16 protein-coding genes are annotated in these 24,574 nt (G+C 44.6%); 12 read left to right on the forward strand and 4 right to left on the reverse strand.

Annotated features, from left to right (window positions below):
• Positions 1-7: 7 nt before the first annotated feature.
• From EZE20_RS07890 to EZE20_RS07905, 4 genes are read left to right on the forward strand one after another with little or no spacing between them, the layout of a single operon-like run.
• Positions 8-880 carry a PDDEXK nuclease domain-containing protein gene (locus EZE20_RS07890; RefSeq protein WP_132116257.1) on the forward strand — a complete coding sequence of 291 codons (873 nt, stop codon included), beginning with the start codon at positions 8-10 and terminating at the stop codon, positions 878-880.
• A 35-nt stretch (positions 881-915) separates the two neighbouring features.
• Positions 916-2,109 (forward strand): ATP-grasp domain-containing protein, encoded by a 1,194-nt coding sequence (locus EZE20_RS07895; RefSeq protein WP_132116259.1) that lies wholly within the window; start codon positions 916-918, stop codon positions 2,107-2,109.
• Positions 2,110-2,124: 15 nt separating this feature from the next.
• Positions 2,125-3,333, forward strand: coding sequence for an aspartate aminotransferase family protein (locus tag EZE20_RS07900; RefSeq protein ID WP_132116261.1), 1,209 nt, complete (start codon positions 2,125-2,127; stop codon positions 3,331-3,333).
• An 18-nt stretch (positions 3,334-3,351) separates the two neighbouring features.
• Positions 3,352-5,013 carry an ArnT family glycosyltransferase gene (locus EZE20_RS07905; RefSeq protein WP_132116263.1) on the forward strand — a complete coding sequence of 554 codons (1,662 nt, stop codon included), beginning with the start codon at positions 3,352-3,354 and terminating at the stop codon, positions 5,011-5,013.
• An 80-nt stretch (positions 5,014-5,093) separates the two neighbouring features.
• On the opposite strand, the gene trxA is transcribed toward EZE20_RS07905, so the two are convergent.
• From trxA to EZE20_RS07920, 3 genes are all read right to left on the reverse strand, one after another.
• The gene (trxA, locus tag EZE20_RS07910) at positions 5,094-5,417 is read right to left on the reverse strand and encodes a thioredoxin (protein ID WP_132116265.1); all 324 of its coding nucleotides are present in this window, start codon (positions 5,415-5,417) and stop codon (positions 5,094-5,096) included.
• 84 nt (positions 5,418-5,501) lie between these two features.
• Positions 5,502-9,152 (reverse strand): DNA polymerase III subunit alpha, encoded by a 3,651-nt coding sequence (gene dnaE, locus EZE20_RS07915; protein ID WP_132116267.1) that lies wholly within the window; start codon positions 9,150-9,152, stop codon positions 5,502-5,504.
• A 48-nt stretch (positions 9,153-9,200) separates the two neighbouring features.
• Positions 9,201-9,878, reverse strand: a complete 678-nt coding sequence (locus tag EZE20_RS07920) for a DUF2461 domain-containing protein (RefSeq protein WP_132116269.1) — start codon at positions 9,876-9,878, stop codon at positions 9,201-9,203.
• A gap of 234 nt (positions 9,879-10,112) precedes the next feature.
• On the opposite strand from EZE20_RS07920, the gene trpS reads away from it, so the two are divergent.
• From trpS to EZE20_RS07945, 5 genes are all read left to right on the forward strand, one after another.
• The gene (trpS, locus tag EZE20_RS07925; protein ID WP_132116271.1) at positions 10,113-11,090 is read left to right on the forward strand and encodes a tryptophan--tRNA ligase; all 978 of its coding nucleotides are present in this window, start codon (positions 10,113-10,115) and stop codon (positions 11,088-11,090) included.
• Positions 11,087-11,677: a phosphatase PAP2 family protein gene (locus tag EZE20_RS07930; protein WP_132116273.1), complete on the forward strand. Its 591-nt coding sequence runs from the start codon at positions 11,087-11,089 to the stop codon at positions 11,675-11,677. Before trpS ends, EZE20_RS07930 begins: the two co-directional genes overlap by 4 nt.
• 67 nt (positions 11,678-11,744) lie before the next feature.
• A complete protein-coding gene (locus EZE20_RS07935; RefSeq protein ID WP_132116275.1) occupies positions 11,745-12,689 on the forward strand; it encodes a ribose-phosphate pyrophosphokinase in 945 nt (314 codons plus the stop codon).
• Positions 12,690-12,721: 32 nt separating this feature from the next.
• A complete protein-coding gene (locus EZE20_RS07940) occupies positions 12,722-13,288 on the forward strand; it encodes a 50S ribosomal protein L25/general stress protein Ctc (protein WP_132116277.1) in 567 nt (188 codons plus the stop codon).
• A gap of 113 nt (positions 13,289-13,401) precedes the next feature.
• On the forward strand, positions 13,402-14,166 hold the full coding sequence (locus EZE20_RS07945) for an SDR family NAD(P)-dependent oxidoreductase (protein WP_132116279.1): 765 nt from the start codon (positions 13,402-13,404) through the stop codon (positions 14,164-14,166).
• Positions 14,167-14,240: 74 nt separating this feature from the next.
• On the opposite strand, the gene EZE20_RS07950 is transcribed toward EZE20_RS07945, so the two are convergent.
• Entirely contained in the window at positions 14,241-16,889 is a 2,649-nt protein-coding gene (locus tag EZE20_RS07950; RefSeq protein ID WP_132116281.1) for a sodium-translocating pyrophosphatase, read from the reverse strand.
• Between the two features lie 184 nt (positions 16,890-17,073).
• Between EZE20_RS07950 and EZE20_RS07955 the strand changes: the two genes are divergently transcribed.
• The 3 genes from EZE20_RS07955 to EZE20_RS07965 are packed head-to-tail and all read left to right on the forward strand — an operon-like array spanning position 17,074 to position 24,562.
• Positions 17,074-19,569, forward strand: coding sequence for a PIG-L family deacetylase (locus EZE20_RS07955; RefSeq protein WP_228713635.1), 2,496 nt, complete (start codon positions 17,074-17,076; stop codon positions 19,567-19,569).
• Positions 19,570-19,604: 35 nt separating this feature from the next.
• Positions 19,605-23,387 carry a hydantoinase B/oxoprolinase family protein gene (locus EZE20_RS07960; protein ID WP_132116285.1) on the forward strand — a complete coding sequence of 1,261 codons (3,783 nt, stop codon included), beginning with the start codon at positions 19,605-19,607 and terminating at the stop codon, positions 23,385-23,387.
• Complete coding sequence (locus tag EZE20_RS07965; protein WP_132116287.1) at positions 23,384-24,562, forward strand: Nramp family divalent metal transporter; 1,179 nt, start codon at positions 23,384-23,386, stop codon at positions 24,560-24,562. The genes EZE20_RS07960 and EZE20_RS07965 overlap by 4 nt, the downstream gene beginning before the upstream one ends.
• The last annotated feature ends 12 nt before the right edge of the window (positions 24,563-24,574 follow it).

Consider the following 24,574-nt stretch of genomic DNA (forward strand, 5'->3'; position numbering starts at 1 on the left):
ACGGAATATGAATGAATTGATAAAGAGCAAACAACTTACTAATAGAATTTCGGTGCTTATTCAGTCCGCCAAAAGTGGCGTATTGCGTACGATCAATACAACGATGCTTCAGTTGTACTGGCAAATAGGTAAAACAATCCAGGAAGAACTCATCAGAACCGATAGAGCCGAGTATGGCAAACGAATAGTGACGACAGTGTCGTCAGAATTAGTATCTGCCTATGGCAGAGGATACGGAGATCGAAATCTTTGGCGAATCGACAGTATGCTTTTTGAGCGTACCGCTTTAAGCAAAAAAGGAGAAGATACCATTTATAATGATCTTGAAAAATTGAGAAACGAAAAAGAAATGACAGTTGAACTCTTTTTGAAGGATCCCTATATGCTTGATTTTTTGGGCTTAAACCAGATTTACAACGAACATGAATTAGAAAGTGCAATCTTGGTAGAATTACAACAGTTCATTTTAGAATTTGGAAATGATTTTGCCTTTTTGGCACGTCAAAAACGTATTACCATTGACCAGGAGGACTACTATATTGATTTACTTTTCTATCACCGAAAACTAAAAAGGTTAGTTGCTATCGAATTAAAATTAGGCAAATTCAAAGCAGAATATAAAGGGCAATTGGAATTATACTTACGTTGGTTAGACAAATACGAAAGGCAAGAAGGAGAGAATCAGCCGATTGGTTTGCTATTATGCTCCGAAAAAAGTGACAAAATGATAGAGTTGTTAGAATTAGACAAATCGGGGATTCATGTTGCTACCTATCTAACCGAAATGCTTCCAATAGAACAATTCAAGCAAAAACTGCTTCAATCAGTTGTCGTAGCACAACAACAATTAGGCACAAAAGGTAATGACACAGAAAATTAACAAAGTCCTATTCCCAATTTGCCCGTCAAAATTTTATGCATACATCAGCCCGTGCGGCCTATAATGCCGCTTTTACCAAAGAATCCTACGAATCTTTATTGGCAGAAATTGACCAGGATTTTCCGGGTCAACTCGACTTCCGACTTGCAGAAAGCCCGGTATTTGTCCCACAACCTCTCAAAGAAAAATTGGTAGAAGCCTGTGAATCATTCATTGATGTTATTACGAAAGATGATTTCAAACAACTGACCGAACGGGCGATTCCGGAAAATCAACGCGTGCCTAACGAAAATGCTCATAGCTCTTTTCTGGCAATTGATTTCGCTATCTGCAAAGATGAAACAGGCGATCTTTTTCCACAACTAATTGAACTACAAGGCTTTCCTTCCATTTTTGGCTATCAGGCCTATCTTTCGGAAAAGTATAAATCTGCGTTCCCTGTTCCCGAAGGTTTCTCATATGCCTTTGGAGTTTCTACCTATGAAGAATATGTAGAAGAATTTAGGAAGTTGATTCTGGGAAATGAAAATCTGGAGCAAGTCATTATTTTGGAGATTTTTCCTGAAAAACAAAAAACCCGAATCGATTTTGCCGTCACCGAACGTATGCTTGGCATTCAGGCGGTCTGCTATACGAAGTTAATTCGGGAAGGCAGGTCTCTTTTTTATGAGAAAGACGGACGGAAAATTCTGGTAAAAAGGATTTACAACCGCCTGATTTTTGATGAGTTGGTTCAATATCCTGAGTTGAAAACGAGCTATACATTTACGGATGAAGTCGATGTTACCTGGGTTGGTCATCCAAATTGGTTTTTCAGAATTAGTAAATTCACCCTGCCGTTTTTGACAAGCAGGTATGTACCGGAAACAAAATTTTTGAGTGATTATCAGCAGAACTTCCCCGCTGATTTAGAGAATTATGTAGTAAAACCGCTCTTCTCGTTTGCTGGTTCGGGGGTACAACTGCATGTTACTGAGCAGGATTTACGGGCAATTTCGGATCCTGAAAATTACATTTTGCAACGCAAGGTAACCTACGAACCAGTAATTGAAGCACCCGACGGCGGCGTAAAGTGTGAAATCAGAATGTTGTATATTTGGCCCGAATCCCAGGAACGCCCCCGTTTGTTGACGAGTTTGAGTCGGCTGAGCCGTGGCGAAATGATTGGGGTTCGATTCAACAAAGATTTTACGTGGGTAGGCGGCAGTGCCTGCTTTTACGAATCGTAGCCATTCTTTTTCGGTATGCATATTAGTCATCGACAACTTTTTTTTAACCATATTGCCCAAACATCAGACTTCCCCCTCGCGCTCGAAATCGAACGGGCCGAAGGGGTTTATCTTTTTGATACCGGCGGCAAAAAATATTTTGACCTCATTTCGGGTATAGCTGTCAGCAACGTCGGTCATCGTCATCCAAAAGTACTGGCAGCCATTCAGGATCAGCTGGACAAATACCTTCACCTCATGGTGTATGGCGAATACGTGCAAAGTCCACAGGTACAATTGGCTCAGGCGTTGGCCAAAACCCTCGAATTTTCGTGTAGCCTTCCGTCTCCCTTTGGGCAAATTGATCACGTCTATTTTACCAATTCGGGCACCGAAGCCGTGGAGGGTGCTATGAAACTCGCCAAACGGTTTACCAGGCGCTCAGAAATAATTTCCTGTTTTCAGGCATACCACGGCGCCACGCAGGGAGCTTTATCTCTTTCGGGAGAAGAATTTTTTAAACGAAACTTCCGGCCCCTACTTTCCGGCATTAGGCACATTCGTCATGGGCAACTGGTTGATTTAGAAAAAATTACATGCAGAACCGCAGCCGTGGTCATTGAGGTAATCGGTGGTGAAGCAGGAGTGCGCATTCCGGCAGAAGGGTATTTCAAAGCCCTGCGTCAGCGCTGCTCGGAAACTGGAACTTTGTTAATTTTTGATGAAATTCAAACCGGCTTTGGCCGCACCGGAACCTTTTGGGCTTTTGAATCTGCGGATGTATATCCTGATATACTTCTAACTGCCAAGGGTATGGGCGGCGGCATGCCGCTTGGGGCATTTATGGCTTCCTCTCAGGTCATGAGTGTTTTAAAAGAAAATCCGGTATTGGGTCATATCACAACTTTTGGCGGGCATCCGGTGTGCTGCGCAGCTTCGTTGGCGACGCTTACCATTCTTATCAACGAATCGCTCCCTGAAAAAGCAACTGCCAAAGGTGAGTTGATAAAATCTCTTTTGGTACATCCCAAAATTCACGAAGTACGCGGAAAAGGGCTGATGCTTGCTGCTGAAATGGACTCTTTTGCCGTGTTGAAACCGGCAATTGATCGCTGCATACAGGCGGGCGTTATCACCGATTGGTTTTTGTTTTGCGATAATTCCATGCGCCTTGCTCCTCCACTCACGATTTCTGAAAGCGAAATTCGGGAAGCAGTTTCCCTTTTACTCTCCGCTCTTGACTAACTTTCCCTGACCCAAACCATGCAAAAAACTACAATTCTGTCATTCGTTGGCCTTTTGGCGGTATATCTTATTGGTGCCTGGGCCATTCCTGTTATGGACATCGACGCTGCCCAATATGCAAGCATTGGCCGGGAAATGGCCCAAAACAACAATTTTCTTCAAGTACAACACCGAGGAATTGATTACTACCTTGATAAACCTCCGCTTTTGTTCTGGCTTTCGGCGCTGATGTTCAAACTTCTGGGTTTTTCTCATTTTGTATATCGAATTCTCCCGATCCTGTCTACGCTCCTTGGAATCTATGCCGTTTACAGATTCAGTAAATTGTATTATTCCCACCACACGAGTCTTGCAGCTGCGCTGATTATGGGGAGCTGTCAGGCTTTTTTTCTGATGAATCATGACGTGCGGACGGATACTTTGCTTACCAATGCGGTTATGCTTGCGATTTGGCAATTGGCGGAGTTTCGTAAAATAGGCGGTTGGCGATTTCTCGTAGGCGGTTTTTTCTGGATTGGTATTGCGATGCTAGCGAAAGGACCAATTGGCCTGATTGTTCCAGGCGCAGCGCTTTTTATTGATATAGTGTTAAAAAGAGACTGGAAAAATATTTTTCGCTGGGAATGGCTCCTGGGAATCCTCGTAACCGGACTTGTTCTACTACCCTATTGTGTAGGTCTATACCAACAGTATGGCAGTGAAGGAATCTATTTCTTTTTCTGGAAGCAGAGTTTTGGACGCATTACGGGTGAAAATAGCTGGGACAACAATGCCCCGCTCTGGTTTCAGGCGCAGAACTTCCTTTGGAGCTTTTTACCGTGGGTTTTGGTTTTTATCGCGGCGCTTTTTTCATCTTTTAAACTCCTTATCAAACAGAAATTTCTACTCAGCAACTCACAGGAAGCAATGTCTTTGGGCGGGTTCCTGCTTCCATTTCTTGCGCTGTCAACCTCACACTATCAGCTGCCACACTACACATTTGTGGTTTTTCCGCTTGCTGCCGTTCTTACCGCCCGCTTCCTGAATGAACTTGTAGCTCAGCCCGAAACCAAATCTTTTTTATGGACAAAATATGCGCTAATGTTTACAGCCACGGTTATGGGGCTAATCGTTTTGCTGCTCAGTGTTTGGGCATTTCCGTTGACACAGTTTTTGATATTACTCCCGGCAATTGCGTTGTTAATTTTTGTTGTCTTTCTTTTTCTGGAAAAACAGCCTGCATTTTCACAACTGGTTTTGGCTCCTTTTTGGGCAGCTTTGGCCTGTAATTTTGTAATGAATTCGCATATTTATCCTACCCTACTCACCTATCAAACGGGCTCAGTTTTGGGAATGGAACTTGCTCAAAAGCCGGATTTTCCTTTACAGAACTTTTACATGCTCGACCTTGATCCGCGAGGTGATTATTTTCTTTTTCCGCACGCACTTGATTTTTACACCGCTCGAAACACGCCTATTTTTACTGATACTCAGGAGATTTCCGAAGTAAAATCAACGAAAGATTCGGTTTGGGTGTATACTGATCAAAAAGGCTTAACTGCTTTAAAAACAACACCGTATAGAATTGAAACCATAAAAACGTATCAAAAATACCACGTAACGCTCTTGACTTTACCTTTCCTCAATCCAGAATTGAGGAATACCCGGACGCGGGAAGTTTTTTTACTCAAAGTCTATTGAAAAAGAATTTTTTACACACAAAAAAAGGGAACCTTGCAGTTCCCTTTTTTTGATTTCATCAGTATCTATTTCTTCGATGATTAGCCGATTTGCTCATTCAATTTCTGTTCGAGAACAGACTTGGGCACCGCGCCAACCACTTTATCAACCAATTGTCCACCTTTAAAGATCATCAGAGTTGGAATGCTGCGGATACCGAATCTTGCCGGAATCTGAGCGTTTACATCCACATCCATTTTTGCGATGACCGCTTTGCCTTCATATTCGCCGGCGAGCTGCTCCACAACAGGACCGATCATCTTACAGGGGCCACACCATTCGGCCCAAAAATCTACCAATACGGGTTTATCTCCCTGAATAAGTTCCTCAAAACTGTTGTCAGTAACTTCGAGTGCTTTTGCCATGATTCTAAATAATAAAATGTTGTATGTTTTGATAGATAAAGCCAAATTCCTGCGCAAAAGTTCCGGTATCTGTCTGTGCATATTTTAGTTGAGCCAAAACTCTACTCCATTCAATATTTTCAACCGGTCAAACAGTTCGTTGGAAGCCTCAACCCGAAACAAACGCGAAAGCAGCTGAACTTCTACCTGAGATTCCGGGTCAACGACCATGAGCGTCAGCGCACATTTGCCAGGATAATCTTTCACGGTATTGTGTAAACTCGTCACGAATTTCTGATCAATTGTTGCCAATGAACACCGCATTTTTACCTGACTACACATTTTTTCACGGATCTCTGTAAGTAACTGAATGTTCAGAATTTTAAATTCAAACTGATCTTCATTATAGTAGCGACTTTGAACTTTACCTTTGATATACAAGAAATTACCAACCTGAATATAATTTTTCATCCGAATCATATCGTCGCCGCCAAGTAGCATTTCGAGCGAACCACGGTAATCTTCCATTTTGAAAATCATAAACGGACTACCTTTCTTGGACGTCCGCTCCTGCACGCTTGTGACGATGCCCGCCACCGTAATTTCTTTTCCAAGGAATATCGGTTGTGTGCCTTCCTCCGGAACTTCGAGTACCTTATCAAGCGTACAAGTACAAAAGTTGTCCAATTCGAGTCGAAAGGTATCCAACGGATGTCCCGAGATATAAAAACCTACCACATCCTGCTCGAAACGTAATTTTTGCAAATCGTTCCAGGGTTCAATGTTCGGTGTTTTTGGTTTGGCCATTAGCGAATCATTCCCACCAAAATCGCCAAACAACGAGGATTGACTTGATGCCTGTTCGGCATGATAATTATTGGCAAACTTGATGAGTTTTTCGATGAAGTTATTATTCTCACCCGCCTCATGCTCAAAGTATTGCGCACGATGAATGTCTTCAAAGCAATCAAACCCGCCGGCATAGGCAAGGCTTTCAATCGTTTTTTTATTGACCGTTCTTAAATTTACCCGGGTAATAAAATCGAAAATATCGGTGAAAGGTCCTTTGTCATTACGTTCGGTGATGATAGACTCTACGGCCGCATCGCCGGTACCTTTGATGGCGGCTAGTCCAAACCGTATTTCTCCGCGCTTATTTACGTTAAATTGTCGGTCCGATTCATTAATATCCGGGCCAAGAACCGGTATGCCGATGCTTTTACACTCCTCCAAAAAGAACGTTATCTTTTCAATATTCCCCAGCGAACTCGTCAAAACCGCTGACATATATTCCGCCTTGTAGTGCGTTTTGAGGTAAGCCGTCTGATAAGCGACAAAAGCGTAGCAAGTGGAGTGCGATTTGTTAAACGCATAGGAAGCAAAAGCCTCCCAGTCAGTCCAGATTTTTTCCAGCTTTTTGGCATCCAAATTCCGTTCCGTTCCTCCCTTCATGAAATCGCCCTTCAATTTATTGAGCGTTTCAATCTGTTTTTTACCCATCGCCTTCCGCAGCGTATCGGCCTGTCCTTTGGTAAAACCGGCCAATTTTTGGGAAAGCAACATCACCTGCTCCTGATACACCGTAATGCCGTAGGTGTCGCCCAGGTACTCTTCCAGCTCGGGTAAGTCGTAGATAATTTCTTCGTGACCGTGTTTACGACGAATAAAGTTCGGAATATAGGCTAACGGCCCCGGCCGATAGAGGGCGTTCATGGCAATCAAATCCTCAAATCGGTCAGGAATCAGGTCGCGCATGTATTTTTTCATGCCGTCCGATTCAAACTGAAAAATCGCATTTGTTTCGCCGCGCTGAAAGAGTTCGTACACTTTCGGATCGTCGAGTGGAATGGAATCTATATCAATGACCGTCCCGTGATTTTGCTTAATCAGACGTAGCGCTTCCTTAATAATCGTCAGGTTTCGCAGGCCCAAAAAGTCCATTTTGATTACGCCCGCATCTTCAATGACTTTCCCCTGATACTGCGTGATCAGAAACTCAGATTCTTTGGAAGTACTCACCGGAATAATTTCCGTCAGATCGCTTGGCGCAATGATGATTCCCGCCGCATGTATACCCGTATTCCGGACGGTACCTTCGAGCCGCTGAGCCTCTTGCAACACCTTGGCCGACAAATCATTACCTTTGGCCAAAGCGCGCATTTTCTTTACATTGTCGAGCTCTTCGGGAGAAATTCCCTCTTTTTTTAATAAACTACCCTCTCCTTCCAGCGGCGCCGTAAAGATTCGGTTGAGCGTCATGCTGTATGAAGGTTTATCGGGCACCAATTTGGCCAGTGCATTAGCTTCTGCCAAAGGCAAATCCATTACCCGTGCCACGTCTTTTATAGACGATTTGGCGGCCATTGTACCATAGGTAACAATCTGCGCAACCTGATTATAGCCGTATTTCTTTACAACATAATCAATCACTTTTTGACGGCCTTCGTCATCAAAATCGGTATCAATATCAGGCAGTGAAATCCGGTCAGGATTCAGGAATCGCTCAAACAGCAAATCGTATTTAATGGGATCAATGTTTGTAATTCCCGTGCAGTAAGCAACCACCGAACCGGCCGCTGACCCACGGCCCGGCCCGATAAAAACGCCCATTTCGCGACCCGCTTCAATAAAATCAGCAACAATCAAAAAATAACCGGGAAAGCCCATGCTGCGGATTGTCTGCAATTCAAAGTTCAGTCGCTCTTCTATTTCAGCGGTAATGCTCCCGTATTTTTTGTGTGCACCCACAAATGTCAGGTGTTTGAGGTATTCCCACTGATTCAGAACGTCCGCAGTAAGTTCTTTTTTCCCCGACATTTCCGACAATGTATGCGTTTTAAACTCCTCTGGAATGGGAAAATTGGGAAGTAAAATATCTTTTTTCAGTTCCAGATTTTTGATTTTATCAACTATCTCGTTGGTATTGTCCAATGCCTCGGGCAGGTCATTGAACAACTGCATCATTTCTCCGGTACTTTTGAAATAAAACTGATCGCTGTAAAACGCGAAACGCGAACCTTTGGGGATCCCATTTTCGTCATCAAATTCTTTGGCCGATGGCGTGCTTTGTTTATCGCCCGTGTTGATACACAGCAAAATATCGTGCGCATTCCAATCATCGCGATCGACATAGTGCGAATCATTGGAGGCAATGATTTTCACATTGTATTTGCGGGCAAAGCGAACAAGCACCTCATTGACAACATGTTGCTCCCGCATGTCGTGGCGTTGCAGTTCAACATAATAATCTTCCCCAAACAAATCCAGCCACCACTTAAATTCCTTTTCAGCTTCCGCTTCGCCGTGTCGCAGAATGGCTTTTGGCACCGAAGCACCAATGCAGCAGGTTGTGGCGATGATTCCTTTATGATATTTTAGAATCAACTCTTTGTCAATTCTCGGATACTTGCCGTAAAGCCCCTCTATAAATCCCAGTGAACACAATTTTACCAGATTTTTATACCCGATTTCGTCCTTAGCCAGCAGTAATTGATGAAAGCGAACGTCTTTTTTCTCTTTGGTAAACTGCCGCTTGTGGCGATCTTCTACTACATAAAACTCACAGCCAACAATTGGTTTTACGCCTTGCTTGTTGCCTTCTGCCACAAATTCAAACACGCCAAACATATTTCCGTGGTCCGTAATGGCCACCGCAGGCATATGATCAGCTTTGGCTTTCTTGAAAAGTTTCTTGATATCGGCGGCTCCGTCAAGCAGCGAAAATTGGGTATGACAGTGTAAATGAGAGAATTGCATGAATTTTTTCTTAACAATATTTGAAAAAGTGGAGATTCTGAATGACTATTAATCAAGCCTATCGGCTTCATCATGAAAAATATAATTCAGAAAATCAGTGTATGGTTTTAGTAGCTGTATGCCTTTACTAACAGCCGTCACAAATTGCGGCGAAAGTACTTCTTTATCCGTAAAGGTATGCGAAAAGAATAGCTGCTTTCGGCGCAGAAGTTCAATTTCTGGATGCGAGCGATCATAACCTTTCGGCGAAGTCTTCATAGTTTCTCCATGAATTTCAGGAAAAAATTCCCGAAAAACAGGGTTTTCGATAATCTTCTTTAAATCCTGGGGATTGTAATCAATTTCCTGCCTAAACTTTGCCAAATGTTCCGGAGTCGGGCTCCACATGCCTGCCCCCAAAAACGTTTGGTTGCCCGGCTGCACGTGCAGGTAGTAATCTACCCGACCCGAATGCCGCCCGCCCGGTCCAATGCCCGCTGCAAACCACTTTTTGTAGGGCGATTTGTCTTTGGAAAAACGTACGTCCCGATTGATTCTGAAAATACAGTCCTTGGGTTTGGTAGCGCCCAAATCCTGAAACGTCTGAACCTCCTGAATGAGTTTTTCTACCAAATTTTCAAAATCACTCTTTGCGACTTCGTACCGCCTGCGGTTTTCCTGAAACCAATCCCGGCTATTGTTTTCAGCTAACTCCTGCAAAAAATGAAACGTGGTTGATGAGAGCATGTGGTGGCGTATGTTGGTTAGAAATCAACAGGTGAATGGTGAAAAAAGATTTTAAATGCAGAAAAATTTCCTTTTTCTGGTTCAATTTAGCGAATTTTGACCCCTCATTCAAACATGCCTTTACCATTTGTGTCCTGCAAATTGCGTATAATTTGGTAAAGCCCTGACAGGCAATTGCTGTCAATTGAAGGAATTTTCATTTTTTAATAATCCTGTTTTTAACTATAAAATAGCATGGCAAGAATTCTCACCGGAATTCAAAGTAGCGGGCGACCACATCTTGGCAACATCCTAGGGGCAATTGTACCAGCTATTGAACTTTCCAAAGATCCAGCCAATGAATCGTTTTTCTTCATTGCGGATTTGCATTCCCTGACTACCCTAAAAGATGGCCAAACCCGGTCGGAATACGTACGGGCAATTGCCGCAACATGGCTGGCTTTTGGATTCGATACCGCAAACAATACCTTTTGGAGGCAATCACGAGTGCAGGAACATACGGAGTTGGCCTGGTACCTCAACTGCTTCACGCCTTACCCGATGCTGGCAAATGCGCATTCGTTCAAAGATAAATCTGAAAGGCTGGCCGATGTAAACGCTGGTTTATTTACCTATCCGGTATTGCAGACCGCCGACATTCTGCTGTATGATGCCAATCTCGTGCCCGTTGGTAAAGATCAAAAGCAACACCTGGAAATGGCCAAAGATATTGCCCGAACTGTCAATGCTCAGGTTGGTGAAGAAATTCTGGTTTTGCCTGAATCCCGCATTGACGAGCGCCTGATGGTGATTCCTGGACTTGACGGGCAAAAAATGAGTAAATCCTATAATAATTACATTGATATTTTTCTTCCTGAGAAAGAATTATTGAAGGTAATTAAAAAGATTGTTTCAGATTCTACGCCACTTGAAGATCCAAAAAATCCGGATACGGACATAACTTTTCAGTTGTATTCGCTCATCGCATCGGAGGATGCAACTGCCGAGATGCGGGAAAATTATTTACGCGGCAATTACGGCTATGGGCACGCCAAAAAAGCACTTCATGAACTCATTTTGGAAAAATTCCGCGAACCCCGTGAAATTTTTGACTATTACATGAATCATGAGGAAGCTTTGGAGAAAATTTTGGTAGAAGGCGAAGAAAAAGCCCGGCAAGTAGCTCAGCAAACCATCGGACGAATGCGCCAAGCCCTTGGTTTTAGCTCATGAACGACCTGATTCAGCATAGCATCAGCCTGGATCAAACGCTATTCCTGTGGCTAAACAGCAAGCATACTGCATGGACAGATGTGGCTATGGGCTTGATTACCAATAAATTCACCTGGATTCCACTTTATGTTTTCATGATTTTTTCCTTGTGGCGGCAGTTTGGCAAAACTGCCGCTATACATGTACTTTTCCTGATTGGCGTAGTTGCGCTATCCGACCAAATTGCCTCCGGTTTTTTTAAACCTTTTTTCATGCGGCCCCGGCCCTGTCACGATCCGATGATCGGTTCGTTGGTACATTTGGTAAGCGGCTGTGGCGGTCCCTTTGGCTTTGTATCCTCGCATGCTTCAACAAGCTTTGGTTTGGCACTCGCGCTTAATTTACTACCTTCCAAACCGCTCTCATGGAGCAAATGGCTTTACCTTTGGGCGTTCATTTATTCATACAGTCGCATTTATACGGGTGTTCATTACCCGTTGGACATCGTGGGAGGCGCACTCGTTGGCGTTTTCTCCGCTTTATTTTTATATTTTCCTTTTAGTTACTTAAATAAACGAAATCAATCATTATCGGAGCGAAACCATTAATTAATTTAGGTTAACTATCGCTAATTCAATGGTTTTTTTTGTATTTTTGCGCAAATTTTACCTTTTCATGGCTGCACTTAATACCGTTAAAATATTCTCAGGAAGTTATTCCACCTATCTTGCGGATCTAATCGCCAAGGACTACGGCCGCCCACTTGGTGGCTACACCTGCCGGACGTTCAGCGATGGTGAAATTTCTCCCATTTTTGAAGAATCTGTTCGGGGATGTGATGTATTCATTATTCAGTCTACACCACCTCCGATGGACAATCTGTTGGAATTGCTCCTGATGGTGGATGCAGCCCGCCGTGCTTCTGCTCACTACGTGACGGTTGTTTTGCCCTATTTTGGGTATGCCCGTCAGGATCGGAAAGATAAGCCGCGCGTAGCAATCGCTGCAAAGTTGGTGGCCAATTTGCTATCAGCGTCAGGAGCAGATCGTTTGATGACAATTGACCTGCATGCTGGACAAATTCAGGGATTTTTTGACTTTCCGGTCGATCACCTGGAAGGTACCTCAGTTTTTGTTCCCTATCTCAAATCGTTGAATCTCGACAATTTGCTCATAGCTTCCCCGGATGTCGGCGGAGCCGCACGGGCCCGGAATTTCGCCAAATTCCTGAATGCGGATATGGTCATTTGCGACAAATACCGCAAACGCGCCAATGAAATTGCCTCTATGCAGGTCATTGGGGAAGTAGAAGGCGCAAACGTGGTATTGTTTGATGACCTGATTGATACCGGAGGTACGATGTGTAAAGCCGCTGAAATTATCCTTAAAAAAGGAGCTAAATCGGTACGGGCTATTTGTACGCACCCCGTGATGTCAGGCAATGCCTACGAAAATATTGAAAACTCGCTTCTCGAAGAACTCATCGTGACGGATACACTTCCTTTACATCGGGAAAGCGAAAAAATTAAAGTCTTATCGGTAGCGCCACTTTTTGCCAAGGCAATCGGCCGTATCCGTGATCATGAATCTATTAGTTCACTTTTTATAAATAATCAATAAGTAAATAATCATTTTTTTAAATTTTAGTACATATGAAAAAACTAGAGATTGTAGGGTATCGTAGAGCGAATCTCGGTAGAAACGAAGCGCAGGACCTCCGCGCAGAAGGCAATGTTCCGTCAGTATTATACGGTGGCAAAGATCAGGTACATTTTTATGCACCTGCCATGTTGTTTCGCCCACTGCTGACCACCCCCGATATTTTTGAAGTAACTCTCAATATAGAAGGCGAATTGTTTAAAGCTATATTGCAGGATTCTCAGTTTGATCCGGTCAATGATATGATCATTCACGCTGACTTTCTGGAAATTATAGATGGCAAGGAAATTAAAGTAGATGTACCCATTAAATTGACGGGAGCATCAACAGGAGTTTTCAAAGGTGGAAAACTTAATCAAAAATTGCGTAAATTGCGCGTAAAGGGTTTGTCAGAAAATATTCCTGACTATATTGAGGTTGATATTACAAGCCTTGATCTAGGTAAATCAGTGAAAGTTTCGGCGATTCAGGCAGAAGGATTCACTATTCTGAGCCAAATGAGTAACCCGGTTGCTTCCATCGAAATCCCACGGGCCCTTCGCGGACAGCTCAAAGCGTAGTAATAAAATATTTTTCATGGCTAATAGATACAAACGTGCCGACCATTGGTCGGCATTTTTGTTTTCAGGCATACAATTTTTGTCAGTTTCTGCGTAAATAAAATTGTCTTTTTATGCTCAAAGAGAGATTTGATCTGACATCCAGGCTTGCCCTTGTGACTGGTGCAAGCCAGGGAATTGGCCGGAGCATTGCCCTGGGATTGGCTGAATACGGTGCGGATGTGATTGTTTTATACCATTCCGGCAAAAAAAATGCGGAAAAGGTTGCCAAAGAAATCAAAGCATTAAATCAGAAAGCCTACCTTTTTCAGTCTGATTTGAGTAAAAATCAAGCGCCTGAAAAACTTTTTGCGAAATTAAAGAAGAAACATCTATTCCCGGATATTCTCGTCATTAATGCTTCGGTTCAGGTAGCCCGTCCCTGGGCTGACATGACCGAAAAGGATTTTTCGTATCAGGTCAATACCAATATTCGCGCGACGCTTCAACTGATGCAACTCTTTATGCCACACCTTTTGGAGCAACAGTGGGGGCGCATTGTAACGTTGGGTAGCGTGCAGGAATCACGGCCTCATCCAGCCATGATCGTATACGCTGCCACAAAAGCTGCCGTTGAAAATATGGTGAAAAATGTGGCGATACAAGTTGCCGACAAAGGTGTTACGGTTAATAATCTCGCACCCGGTGTAATTGGTACTCCCCGAATTGAAGAACCTGTACCGGAAATTGATGAAGAGATTCACCAGCGCATGACAATCCCGGCCGGTGGTATCGGTGAACCCGAAGATTGCGCAGCAGTGGCACTTTTGCTTTGTTCAGAAGCAGGAAGGTTTATTACCGGACAAACCATTTTTGTAGATGGTGGAATGAGTCTTTGATTCGCCGATCAGCTACATAAAAAGTCCCTGCTCGTTTTCACAAACAGGGACTCATTACATATCATTCTTAGTACTTACTTTCCTGTCACCCGAATAGAAATCCGGCGATTTTTAGCACGTCCTTCTTCGGTATCGTTACTTGCGACGGGATATTGGTCTCCATAGCCTTCTGATTCCAGACGTGACTCAGCAACACCTAAGTCTGTCAGAGCAGCTTTCACAGATTTTGCCCGATCTGCAGAAAGTTGAAGATTTTGGCTGGCGTTTCCGGTATTGTCGGTATATCCACCCAATTTAATAGTTACCTTCTCATGAGCTTTCAAAATTTCGGATACATTTTTGAGCTGCTCCTGCGACTCAGGCATAAGCGAAGCACTACCTGTTTCAAAAAGTAAACGGTCAAAGTCAAACCATGTATCCTTATCAACAGCTTTGTCGGAATTGATAAAATCGATCAAACTAACCTCAACCGGATTTCCGGAAGTGGCAATGTTCATTTTTAAACCATTTTCCAATTCCATCAGAGCAGTAGTCTGCATGCTGCCATCCAACGCTTTGTCCACGGTCACTTCAATAGTCTCGGTAGCAGTTGCAGTCGAAGCATCAGAAATTACGGCGATGTAGGGCGCAATGACCAATGAAACGATAGACATCAACTTAATTAAAATATTCATCGAAGGACCCGACGTATCTTTGAAAGGATCACCGACTGTATCACCTGTTACTGATGCTTTGTGTGGTTCAGATTTTTTGTAGTACATCTGCCCATCAATAAGTACTCCTTTCTCAAATGATTTCTTGGCATTATCCCATGCGCCACCGGCATTTGACTGGAACATTCCCATCAATACGCCTGAAACGGTCACACCCGCCAAAAGACCACCCAACACTTCGGGTCCAAGAGTAAAACCAACCAAAACAGGAACCACGAGCGCAATGGCGCCTGGAAGTATCATTTGTTTCAGTGAGGCTTCGGTAGAAATAGCCACACATTTTTCGTATTCGGGCTCCGCTTTATATTCCATAATTCCCGGAATTTCCCGGAATTGACGACGCACCTCGTTTACCATTTCCATAGCCGCTTTACCTACCGCAGAAATCGCAAGCGCACTGAAAATAAAGGGAATCATACCGCCCACAAACAAACCGGCCAATACATCAGCCTTGTAAATATCAATTGCTTTGATGCCGGCGATTCCGACAAAGGCAGCAAAAAGTGCTAATGACGTGAGTGCTGCAGAGGCAATGGCAAAGCCTTTTCCGGTTGCGGCGGTTGTGTTACCCACAGCATCAAGATTATCGGTGCGCTCGCGAACTTCGGGAGGAAGCTGAGACATTTCGGCAATACCACCGGCGTTGTCGGCGATCGGTCCGAAGGCGTCTATTGCGAGCTGCATTGCCGTGGTAGCCATCATTCCGGCAGCGGCAATAGAAACGCCGTACAGACCTGCAAATTTGTAAGACAGGATAATTCCGGCCGCAAGTACAATCGTAGGTAAAACGGTCGATTCCATACCAACGGCCAAACCACCGATAATATTGGTTGCGTGACCCGTACCTGATTTCTGAACGATTGAATCTACGGGGCGCTTGCCCATTGCAGTATAATATTCAGTGATGATTGACATTAAGGCACCAACAACCAAACCTACCACGATAGCAAAAAAGACACCATCAGAGGTAAAGGCAAATCCGCGTAAATTTAGATTTTCGGGTAAAATGTGTTTTACCAGAAAATAAGATGTTACAAACGTTATAATAATGGAAGCCCAGTTGCCAAGGTTCAAAGCATTCTGAACCGACGAAGTTTCATTTTTGATGCGAACGAAGAAGGTCGATACCAACGAGGCAAGCAAACCAACGGCAGCAATGATCATGGGAAGCAGTACCGGAGAAAAACCACCGAAGTTGTCTGTCACGTCAATTTCCTGACCAAGTACCATTGTCGCCAAAATTGTGGCCACATACGAACCAAACAAGTCGGCACCCATACCGGCCACATCACCCACGTTGTCACCCACATTGTCGGCAATCGTTGCAGGGTTGCGGACGTCGTCTTCCGGAATTCCGGCTTCTACCTTTCCTACAAGGTCAGCGCCAACGTCGGCAGCCTTGGTATAAATACCGCCACCCACACGGGCAAAAAGAGCGATAGATTCGGCGCCAAGAGAAAAACCAGCCAATACTTCAATGGCCTTTCTCATTTCCATAGACGTAAGCGGTTGACCAAACGCAAATAGGTGGTAAAAAATAATAAACAAACCACCCAAACCAAGTACCGCCAAACCGGCTACGCCCATACCCATAACAGAACCGCCGGTAAACGAAACCTGTAAGGCTTTGGCAAGCGATGTACGCGCTGCCTCTGCTGTACGTACGTTAGCTTTGGTAGCGATTTTCATCCCGATGTATCCGGCAGTTGCCGAGAATACAGCTCCAATTAAAAACGCAATTGCAATCAGGGGAGAAGAGTGAATCGGGCGTTCGGGTGTTCCTTCATCGGAGCCTAGCCAAAATAAAAGAATAGCCGTTGGAATAGCGAAATACGCAAGAATTTTCCATTCGGCTTTAAGAAAGGCAATTGCCCCATCGGCTATATAACCGGATAATTTTTGCATATTGGCTGTTCCGGCCGGTTGTTTTACAACCCAGCTAAAACGCCATGCGGTGTAGAGTAATCCTACCAAACCAAAGGCAGGAACCAGGTAAATGATACTATCCATGCGTTGTTTATTTTTGTTTTTTATAGTAAAAAATCGGGCAAATATAGTGCTTTGGTACACACTTGCCCAATCAATTTTCCAAAGAAATAATTATTTATATAGTTTGTTGGATATTTTAAGGCTTGATGTTTGAACAAACCCGCTTAGGACGTATTTTGCTACCTTTTACTTTTCCCTAATGGCTATGAAAAACCAGATTTACCACTTTTTACTTATTATCTTCATCAGTACGTCGGGATTAGCCCAACAGGCCACACCTCCTTCGGGAGAAATTTTGCTTCAACTTAAAAAACTTCATGTATTGGGAAGTGCCATGCACGTGGCCGCGCATCCCGACGATGAAAATAGTTTGCTCCTGGCTTATTTGGCCAAAGATCGCCTTTTGGAAACCTACTACCTTTCGTTGACTCGGGGAGATGGCGGACAAAATCTTATCGGGTCGGAACAAAGTGAATATATTGGAATTATTCGCACGCAGGAATTACTTGCCGCCCGTCGCATTGACGGCGCTCAGCAGCTGTTTAGCCGGGCGTATGACTTTGGTTTTTCAAAAACCCGGGAAGAAACGCTTGAATTCTGGGGTAAAGACAAGATTCTGGCTGATGTAGTGTACCTGATCCGAAAACATCGCCCCGATGTGCTCATTACCCGGTTTCCTCCCGATGAACGGGCGGGGCACGGGCATCATAATTCGTCGGCCTACCTGGCACTGGAAGCCTTTAAAATTGCCGGCGATGCGACAAAATTTCCCGAACAACTCTCCACCGTGCAGCCCTGGCAACCGCTTCGAATCGTTTGGAATTCGTATTCTCCCGGTTTTCAAAACAATCAGCCTACCGACCAAGGCAGTTTTATTTCCATTGATCTGAGTGGCTACAACGCACTTTGGGGGAAATCTTATTCCGAAATTGCCGCTGAAAGCCGGAGTATGCACAAAACGCAGGGGTTCGGCTCAGCGCCTTCGCGCACCATTCGGAAGGATTACCTATTGCACAAGGATGGTGAACCCGCAAAGGAAGATTTGTTTGATGGGGTTGACATTAGCTGGAACCGGGTAGCGGGAGGTGCCGAGGTAAAACGAATGATTGAATCTACAATCGAAACCTTTCAGGCAGAAAATCCGGCTAAATCAGTGCCTGCACTTTTGGCTATTTATAAAGAACTGGAAAAACTCGACGGAAAGAATTTTTATGTAAAGAAAAAGAAAGAGGATGTTAAAACTTTGATTCAGCAATGTTTAGGTCTTTGGATAGAAACCACAGCCACCGAATACTCTACCACTGCCGGAGGTAACGCGTCTCTGTTGGTGCAGGCCGTCAATCGAACGTCCACTATTCCAGTAATTCTGCAAAAAGTTTCAATGCCCGGACTTACGTTTGACAGCACACTACGGGCAAGGCTTGATCCTTTCAATGGTTTTAAATTACCGGTACAGGCAACTATTCCGAAACAAGTCCCTGTCACTCAACCGTATTGGTTAAAAAATCCAATTAAGGATAAAATTTTTCAATACGAAGGTCAAGAGTATATTGGCCTGCCCGAAAATACACCAACGCTACAAACGAGCTTTACTTTTCTGATTGATGGTCAATCACTTACCTATACCTATCCCTGGAAATTTAAGTACGTAGATCCTTCTATTGGTGAAATTTATCGCCCCTTTGAAGTTAGGCCTGCTGTAACGGTTAATCTTTCTGAAAAAGTATTGGTCTTTCCCGATCAGACACCCAAGCCACTTTCTTTGCTGGTAAAGGCTCATGACATCGGCCTTTCGGGAACGCTAACATTCAACCTACCTACGGGCTGGAAGGCAGAACCATCCGAAATTGCCTTTTCGTTTCAGAACAAATACGAGGAAAAAACCTTCCAGATTAATCTATTGCCGCCTGCTTCCAATAGTTCCGGCAAAATGACCGTAGTTGCCAAAACCAACCGGGGAACATTTTCAAATAGCCTCAGAACTGTGGCGTATAGCCACATCCCCACACAATCCATTTTCCCTCCCGCGGATGCCGAAATCGTGAGGGTAAATGTAAGAAATCTGGCCAAAGAAATTGGGTATCTCGCAGGTGCGGGTGACGAAGTTCCGGCGGCTTTGGTGCAGCTGGGTTGTCACGTAACTTTCCTGGGCGAAGCTGAATTAAGCGGAGATTTGAGTCGTTTTGATGCGATTATTGCCGGGGTTCGCGCTTACAATACCAATGAGCGTCTGGCTTTTTATCAAAATCGCCTGATGGATTATGTAAAAAATGGCGGAACGTTCCTGATCCAATATGTTACACCTCGCAACGGATTTTTGAGTAATGATCTAAAAGTAAATCAATTAGGACCTTATCCATTCACAATTAGCCGTGACCGGGTCACTGACGAAACAGCAGCGATGCGCTTTCTGACTCCTGAACATTTACTGCTTACGAAACCAAACAAAATCAGCTCAGAAGATTTTGAAGGCTGGATACAGGAAAGAGGATTGTACTTTGCCACAGATTTTGCCCCACAGTATATCCCGCTTTTTGCCAGCAAAGATCCGGGTGAGGAGGAAAAAACCGGAAGCCTGATCTATTGTTCGTATGGTAAAGGACATTTTATTTATACCGGACTTTCGTTTTTCAGAGAACTCCCCGCGGGAGTTCCAGGGGCCTATCGGCTTTTTGCCAATCTGATTTCTGCTGGGAAATAGTTGATCAATTTTTATTCAAATAAAATCCTCCCCTTGTGACACCAACCAATTCGTGGCAGATTCTGATTGATACCGGCGGCACCTTTACCGATTGCCTTGGCTTAGATCCGGCAGGTAAAAAGCATCGCATCAAGGTTCTGAGCAGCAGCTCGCTCCGTGGGAAAATTACTCGAAAGATCAACCCCTACGTTTACTCGTTTGAAGCTCCGTGGTCCTATGATTCCCGGTTATTGGAAGGGTATACCTTACAAATACCCTCCCGGAATATTCAAACAAAAGTGTTGTCAATTGACTATAAAAATCAAATTCTAACACTGGAAGAAAATATACCGGCGCTTGTAAACCAGGATTTTGACCTTACTACGCATGAAGAGGCCCCAGTGCTAGCCATTCGGTTACTTACAGCAACTCCCCTGGGTAGCACCTTTCCACCCATCGACTTGCGCCTCGGAACTACGATTGGCACCAACGCTTTGCTGGAAAGAAAAGGTGCGAAAACGTTGCTGATTACCACCAAAGGTTTCAAGGATATTTTACCCATCGGAACACAGCAACGACCCCATCTTTTTCAACTAGATATTCCGACAATTCCTGCGTTGCAAGAAGAGGTTTTTGAAATTAACGAGCGCATAGATGCCCTGGGAAATGTATTGATTCCTTTAAACGAAAGGGAATTGCTTAGGCTCCGTGATTTTTTAATCCAAAACTCATTTCAGTCGATTGCTATTTCATTGCTCAACGCCTACAAAAACCCGTCGCATGAGCAGGCCGTAGCTGATTATTTAAGTAAAGAACTGACATGTCCTCTATCTGTTTCTACGTCACTTTCTCCCAATATTCATTTTCTAAGGCGTACCCAAACCACCGTTGTCGATGCTTATTTGGCTCCGGTAATTAAATCGTACCTCCATAATATTGAATCAAGTTTAGGTTCTGCGGCTATACAAGTCATGACGAGTGCGGGTGGATTGCTGGGCAGCGAAAAGTACTTGGCCAAAGACAGCCTGCTCAGTGGCCCGGCCGGTGGCATGACCGCCGCTCTTTCTCTGGCAAAGCAACTCGGATACCGACAACTCCTAACCTTTGACATGGGCGGTACGAGCACGGACACGGCACGCTTTGATGACAGCCTGCCACTCACCTACCTGACCCGAATCAACGGCATGGAAATCGCCAATCCGGCGTTGGCCATCGAAACCGTGGCGGCAGGTGGCGGCTCGGTCTGTTGGTTCGATGGATTTACACTACAAGTCGGTCCGCAAAGTGCAGGCGCCAAACCCGGTCCTGCCTGCTACGGCGCCGGCGGACCGCTCACCATTACGGATGTAAATCTTTTGTTATCCAAACTTGATACCAGTCAGTTTGAAATTCCGATCCAACCCACGCTCGCCTGGAAAGCGCTGAATGATTTATTGGAATTGATGGAAGAACTTACCGGTAATAGGCTCACCGAACTGGAAGTATTGCAGGGTTTTGAACGCATTGCCAATGAAAAAATGGCTGAGGCAATTCGCAAAATATCCGTCGCACAGGGCGAAGATCCTTCCGAATATGCACTCATGACCTTTGGCGGCGCGGGCGGGCTTCATGGCTGTCAGTTGGCCGAACTTTTGGGCTGTACCGAAGTGATTATTCCTTTTGAAGCCGGACTTTTTAGTGCCGCCGGAATGGGTGTTGCCGCACTGAACAGATTGGCTACAAGGCAAATACTTATGCCCTGGAATACAGTTGAGCCAAAGCTTTCTTCCTGGCTTAAAGAAATGAAGCTGGAAGTTACAGAATTGCTAAATCAGGATGGGGTTTGGGAAACAGAAACTGCTTTTTGCAGCATTTTTCTACGCTTTCAAGGTCAGGAAACGCCGCTGGAAGTAGCCTATTCAGGACCCCAAACTCTTGATCGTTTTTATGAAGACTACAAAAAACTATATGGCTATTTGCCTGAAAATAAACAAATTGAAGTAGAAAGCATTCGGCTGATGGGTCGAGAGAAAAAGCGTCTGCCTGAAAAAATACAAAGGATTTCTTATTCTTCCTCACCACCTGCACCCCGACGCACGCTGACGAATTCGGTCTTTTCAACAATCCACCCGGTCTATCAATGGTCAGACCTGGACCCTGCCAAAGGAGCTTCGGGCCCCTGCATCATTACCGGCGAGCACTCAACAACTTTTGTGCCGGAGAGCTGGGCTTTTTGCGTGCAACCTTCCCTCGATATTATTTTAAAACAAGAGAGGGATTTAACTTCAAATAAAGTAGTTGATTCTCATGCGGAAGAAATTGAATTAGAGTTATTTACCAATCGATTCAAAGGTATCGCCGAAGAAATGGGCGTTCATTTGCAGCGCACGGCATTTTCAGTAAATGTAAAAGAGCGGTTGGATTTCTCCTGCGCCCTGCTTGATCCTGAAGGCGAATTACTCGTCAACGCGCCTCATATTCCTGTGCATTTGGGAAGTTTAGGAGTTTGCGCGCGCCTCATTCTGGAACGCCTACCCATCGGTCCGGGCGATGTTGTCCTTACGAATCATCCAAAATACGGTGGATCTCATTTACCTGACGTCACGATGCTGGCTGGGGTTTTTACTGATTCAGGGCAGCTTGTGGGTTACGTGATCAACCGCGCGCATCATGCAGAGATTGGTGGAACCCGGCCGGGTTCCATGCCTCCCAACGCTCACACGCTCCAAGAAGAAGGCGTTGTAATTTTGCCTCAATATTTGGTAAAGGTAGGAAAATTGGAGTGGGAAAATATACGATCACTATTTCTAAATGGTCCCTATCCATCCCGCATGTGGGCTGAAAATGAGGCAGATATTGTGGCGGCTCTTTCGTCGCTCCGAAAAGGTCAGGCTGGATTACTCAACTTAGTGGGGCAGTTTGGTGAGGAAAAAATACTTTCTTTCATGAAAAAATTGAAGGAGAACGCCTATTTACGATTACAGCAGGCACTGGATAGCTGGGAAGGAAAAACTTTATCAGCCACTGAGTTTCTGGATGATGGTCATCGGATTTCGGTAAAAATCTCCCTAAAAAAAGATGCTCTCACCTTTGATTTTACCAATACATCCAAAGTTCACCCGAATAATCTAAATGCCAATCTTTCGATTATTCACAGTGCTTTGCTTTATGTCCTTCGATTGCTGGTCAATCGGGAAATTCCACTGAACGATGGGTTAATGAAAAATGTGACTATCATTTTACCAGAAAACACACTTCTCCATCCTGATTTTCAGGACGATCCCGCCGCTTGTCCGGCAGTGGTCGGTGGAAATACCGAAGTAAGTCAGCGGTTGGTTGACACACTTTTGAAAGCTTTTGGCCTGGCGGCATGCAGTCAGGGAACGATGAATAATTTTCTTTTTGGCAATGAAACGCTTGGCTACTACGAAACCATTGGAGGTGGCTGTGGGGCCGGGCCGGGTTTTCATGGTCATGCGGGCATTCATCAGCACATGACCAACACACGCATTACAGACGTGGAGGAACTGGAAAGACGGTATCCGGTGCAAATGGTACATTTTGGCATTCGTGAAAATTCGGGTGGATCCGGGCAGTGGAAAGGTGGTGACGGATTAATTCGTGAATTTGAATTTCTGGAAACACTCGACATTACTATCTTGGGGCAGCATCGACATTTTGCACCCTATGGGTTGGCGGGAGGCAGCAACGGAAAGTCGGCTGATCAAACGATTTTTAGAAAATCAGGCTCCATTGAAAAATGTCCGGGAATTTGCAGCACAACCGTACAACCCGGCGACCGCATCAGACTTGAAACGCCCGGTGGTGGTGGCTACGGCGATCCAGCATTATCTATATGAAAACACTTTCCTTTTCCAGGGGACTATCAAGAGTTCTGTTTTGGTCCGTAATTTCAGCCGCTTTCATCGGTCCGGGTACGGTCACGACCTGCGCTTTGGCAGGTTTAAATTTTGGCACTTCTCTTCTGTGGGCATTAAGCTTTTCTATCCTTGCCACCTACGTTTTGCAGGAAGCAGCCGCCCGAATCACCTTGGGGTCGGGTAAAAGTCTTGGTGAAATTATGATCATGCGTCACGGGAAAAATGGGCTCTGGATCAGCCGGTTAATGGCTGGCGGAATTATTCTGGGTTGCGCAGCCTACGAAGCCGGAAATATTCTGGGAGCAGTTTCCGGTATTTCGCTACTTTGGTCCGGCCCTACATGGCTCATAAGCCTGCTGATAGGCCTGGGAGGATTTATATTGTTGCAAATACGTACCATTTCTGTACTGACCAAAGTACTCGGACTATTGGTTTTTGTGCTTGGTTTTTCCTTTCTGATTGTCAGTTTGCCGCAAGTACAAAATCCGGCTCAGCTGCTTCAACATAGCCTGATTCCCAGCTTCCCGCCCGAATCTGCCCTTGTGATTGCAGGCCTGATTGGCACAACAATTGTTCCCTACAACCTTTTTTTGGGTTCAGGCATCGGACAAGGACAGACAATTCGGGAAATGCGTCAGGGGATTTTTCCGGCTATTTTAATCGGGGGAATCATTTCAATGGCTATTCTTTTTTCGGGTACGCTAATGGAAGGTGCATTTAGCTTTCAAAATGCCGCCTCAGTACTCACCCGAAAAATGGGAACCTGGGGCGGCATTTTGTATGCAGTGGGTTTGTTTGGTGCAGGTTTTACGTCTGTCGTTACGGCACCTTTGGCGGCATCGCTCACAGCCAAAACCCTTTTGGCGACGACTCCCGCTCAAACAAGTTGGGTCTGGAAAGGGGTATTGGCGACGGGGCTTGTCTTTGGTTTACTTGCCTTCAAACCCATTCCGGTTATTTTGGCCGCACAAATTGCCAACGCACTTTTGTTACCATTTGTTAGCTGGCAACTTTTTCGTTGTGTCAATGATACGAAGCTTTTATCCACTGAATTATTAAATACCCGGTCTCAGAATCTGCTTTTACTTTTAATACTATTGGTTACTATACTTTTGGGTGTAAATAGTTTGTTAAAAGCGTTTCAAATACTGTAATAAATTTAGTAC

This window comes from Arundinibacter roseus, assembly GCF_004348825.1.
In the GTDB taxonomy this organism is placed as follows: Bacteria; Bacteroidota; Bacteroidia; order Cytophagales; family Spirosomataceae; genus Arundinibacter; species Arundinibacter roseus.

Coding starts and splice junctions, on each gene's coding strand:
- EZE20_RS07940 (WP_132116277.1), top strand. CDS start 12,722: ATGAAAAAACTAGAGATTGTAGGGTATCGTAGAGCGAATCTCGGTAGA.
- EZE20_RS07965 (WP_132116287.1), top strand. CDS start 23,384: ATGAAAACACTTTCCTTTTCCAGGGGACTATCAAGAGTTCTGTTTTGG.
- EZE20_RS07945 (WP_132116279.1), top strand. CDS start 13,402: ATGCTCAAAGAGAGATTTGATCTGACATCCAGGCTTGCCCTTGTGACT.
- dnaE (WP_132116267.1), bottom strand. CDS start 9,152: ATGCAATTCTCTCATTTACACTGTCATACCCAATTTTCGCTGCTTGAC.
- EZE20_RS07905 (WP_132116263.1), top strand. CDS start 3,352: ATGCAAAAAACTACAATTCTGTCATTCGTTGGCCTTTTGGCGGTATAT.
- EZE20_RS07920 (WP_132116269.1), bottom strand. CDS start 9,878: ATGCTCTCATCAACCACGTTTCATTTTTTGCAGGAGTTAGCTGAAAAC.
- trpS (WP_132116271.1), top strand. CDS start 10,113: ATGGCAAGAATTCTCACCGGAATTCAAAGTAGCGGGCGACCACATCTT.
- EZE20_RS07950 (WP_132116281.1), bottom strand. CDS start 16,889: ATGGATAGTATCATTTACCTGGTTCCTGCCTTTGGTTTGGTAGGATTA.
- EZE20_RS07890 (WP_132116257.1), top strand. CDS start 8: ATGAATGAATTGATAAAGAGCAAACAACTTACTAATAGAATTTCGGTG.
- EZE20_RS07895 (WP_132116259.1), top strand. CDS start 916: ATGCATACATCAGCCCGTGCGGCCTATAATGCCGCTTTTACCAAAGAA.
- EZE20_RS07900 (WP_132116261.1), top strand. CDS start 2,125: ATGCATATTAGTCATCGACAACTTTTTTTTAACCATATTGCCCAAACA.
- trxA (WP_132116265.1), bottom strand. CDS start 5,417: ATGGCAAAAGCACTCGAAGTTACTGACAACAGTTTTGAGGAACTTATT.
- EZE20_RS07955 (WP_228713635.1), top strand. CDS start 17,074: ATGAAAAACCAGATTTACCACTTTTTACTTATTATCTTCATCAGTACG.
- EZE20_RS07935 (WP_132116275.1), top strand. CDS start 11,745: ATGGCTGCACTTAATACCGTTAAAATATTCTCAGGAAGTTATTCCACC.
- EZE20_RS07930 (WP_132116273.1), top strand. CDS start 11,087: ATGAACGACCTGATTCAGCATAGCATCAGCCTGGATCAAACGCTATTC.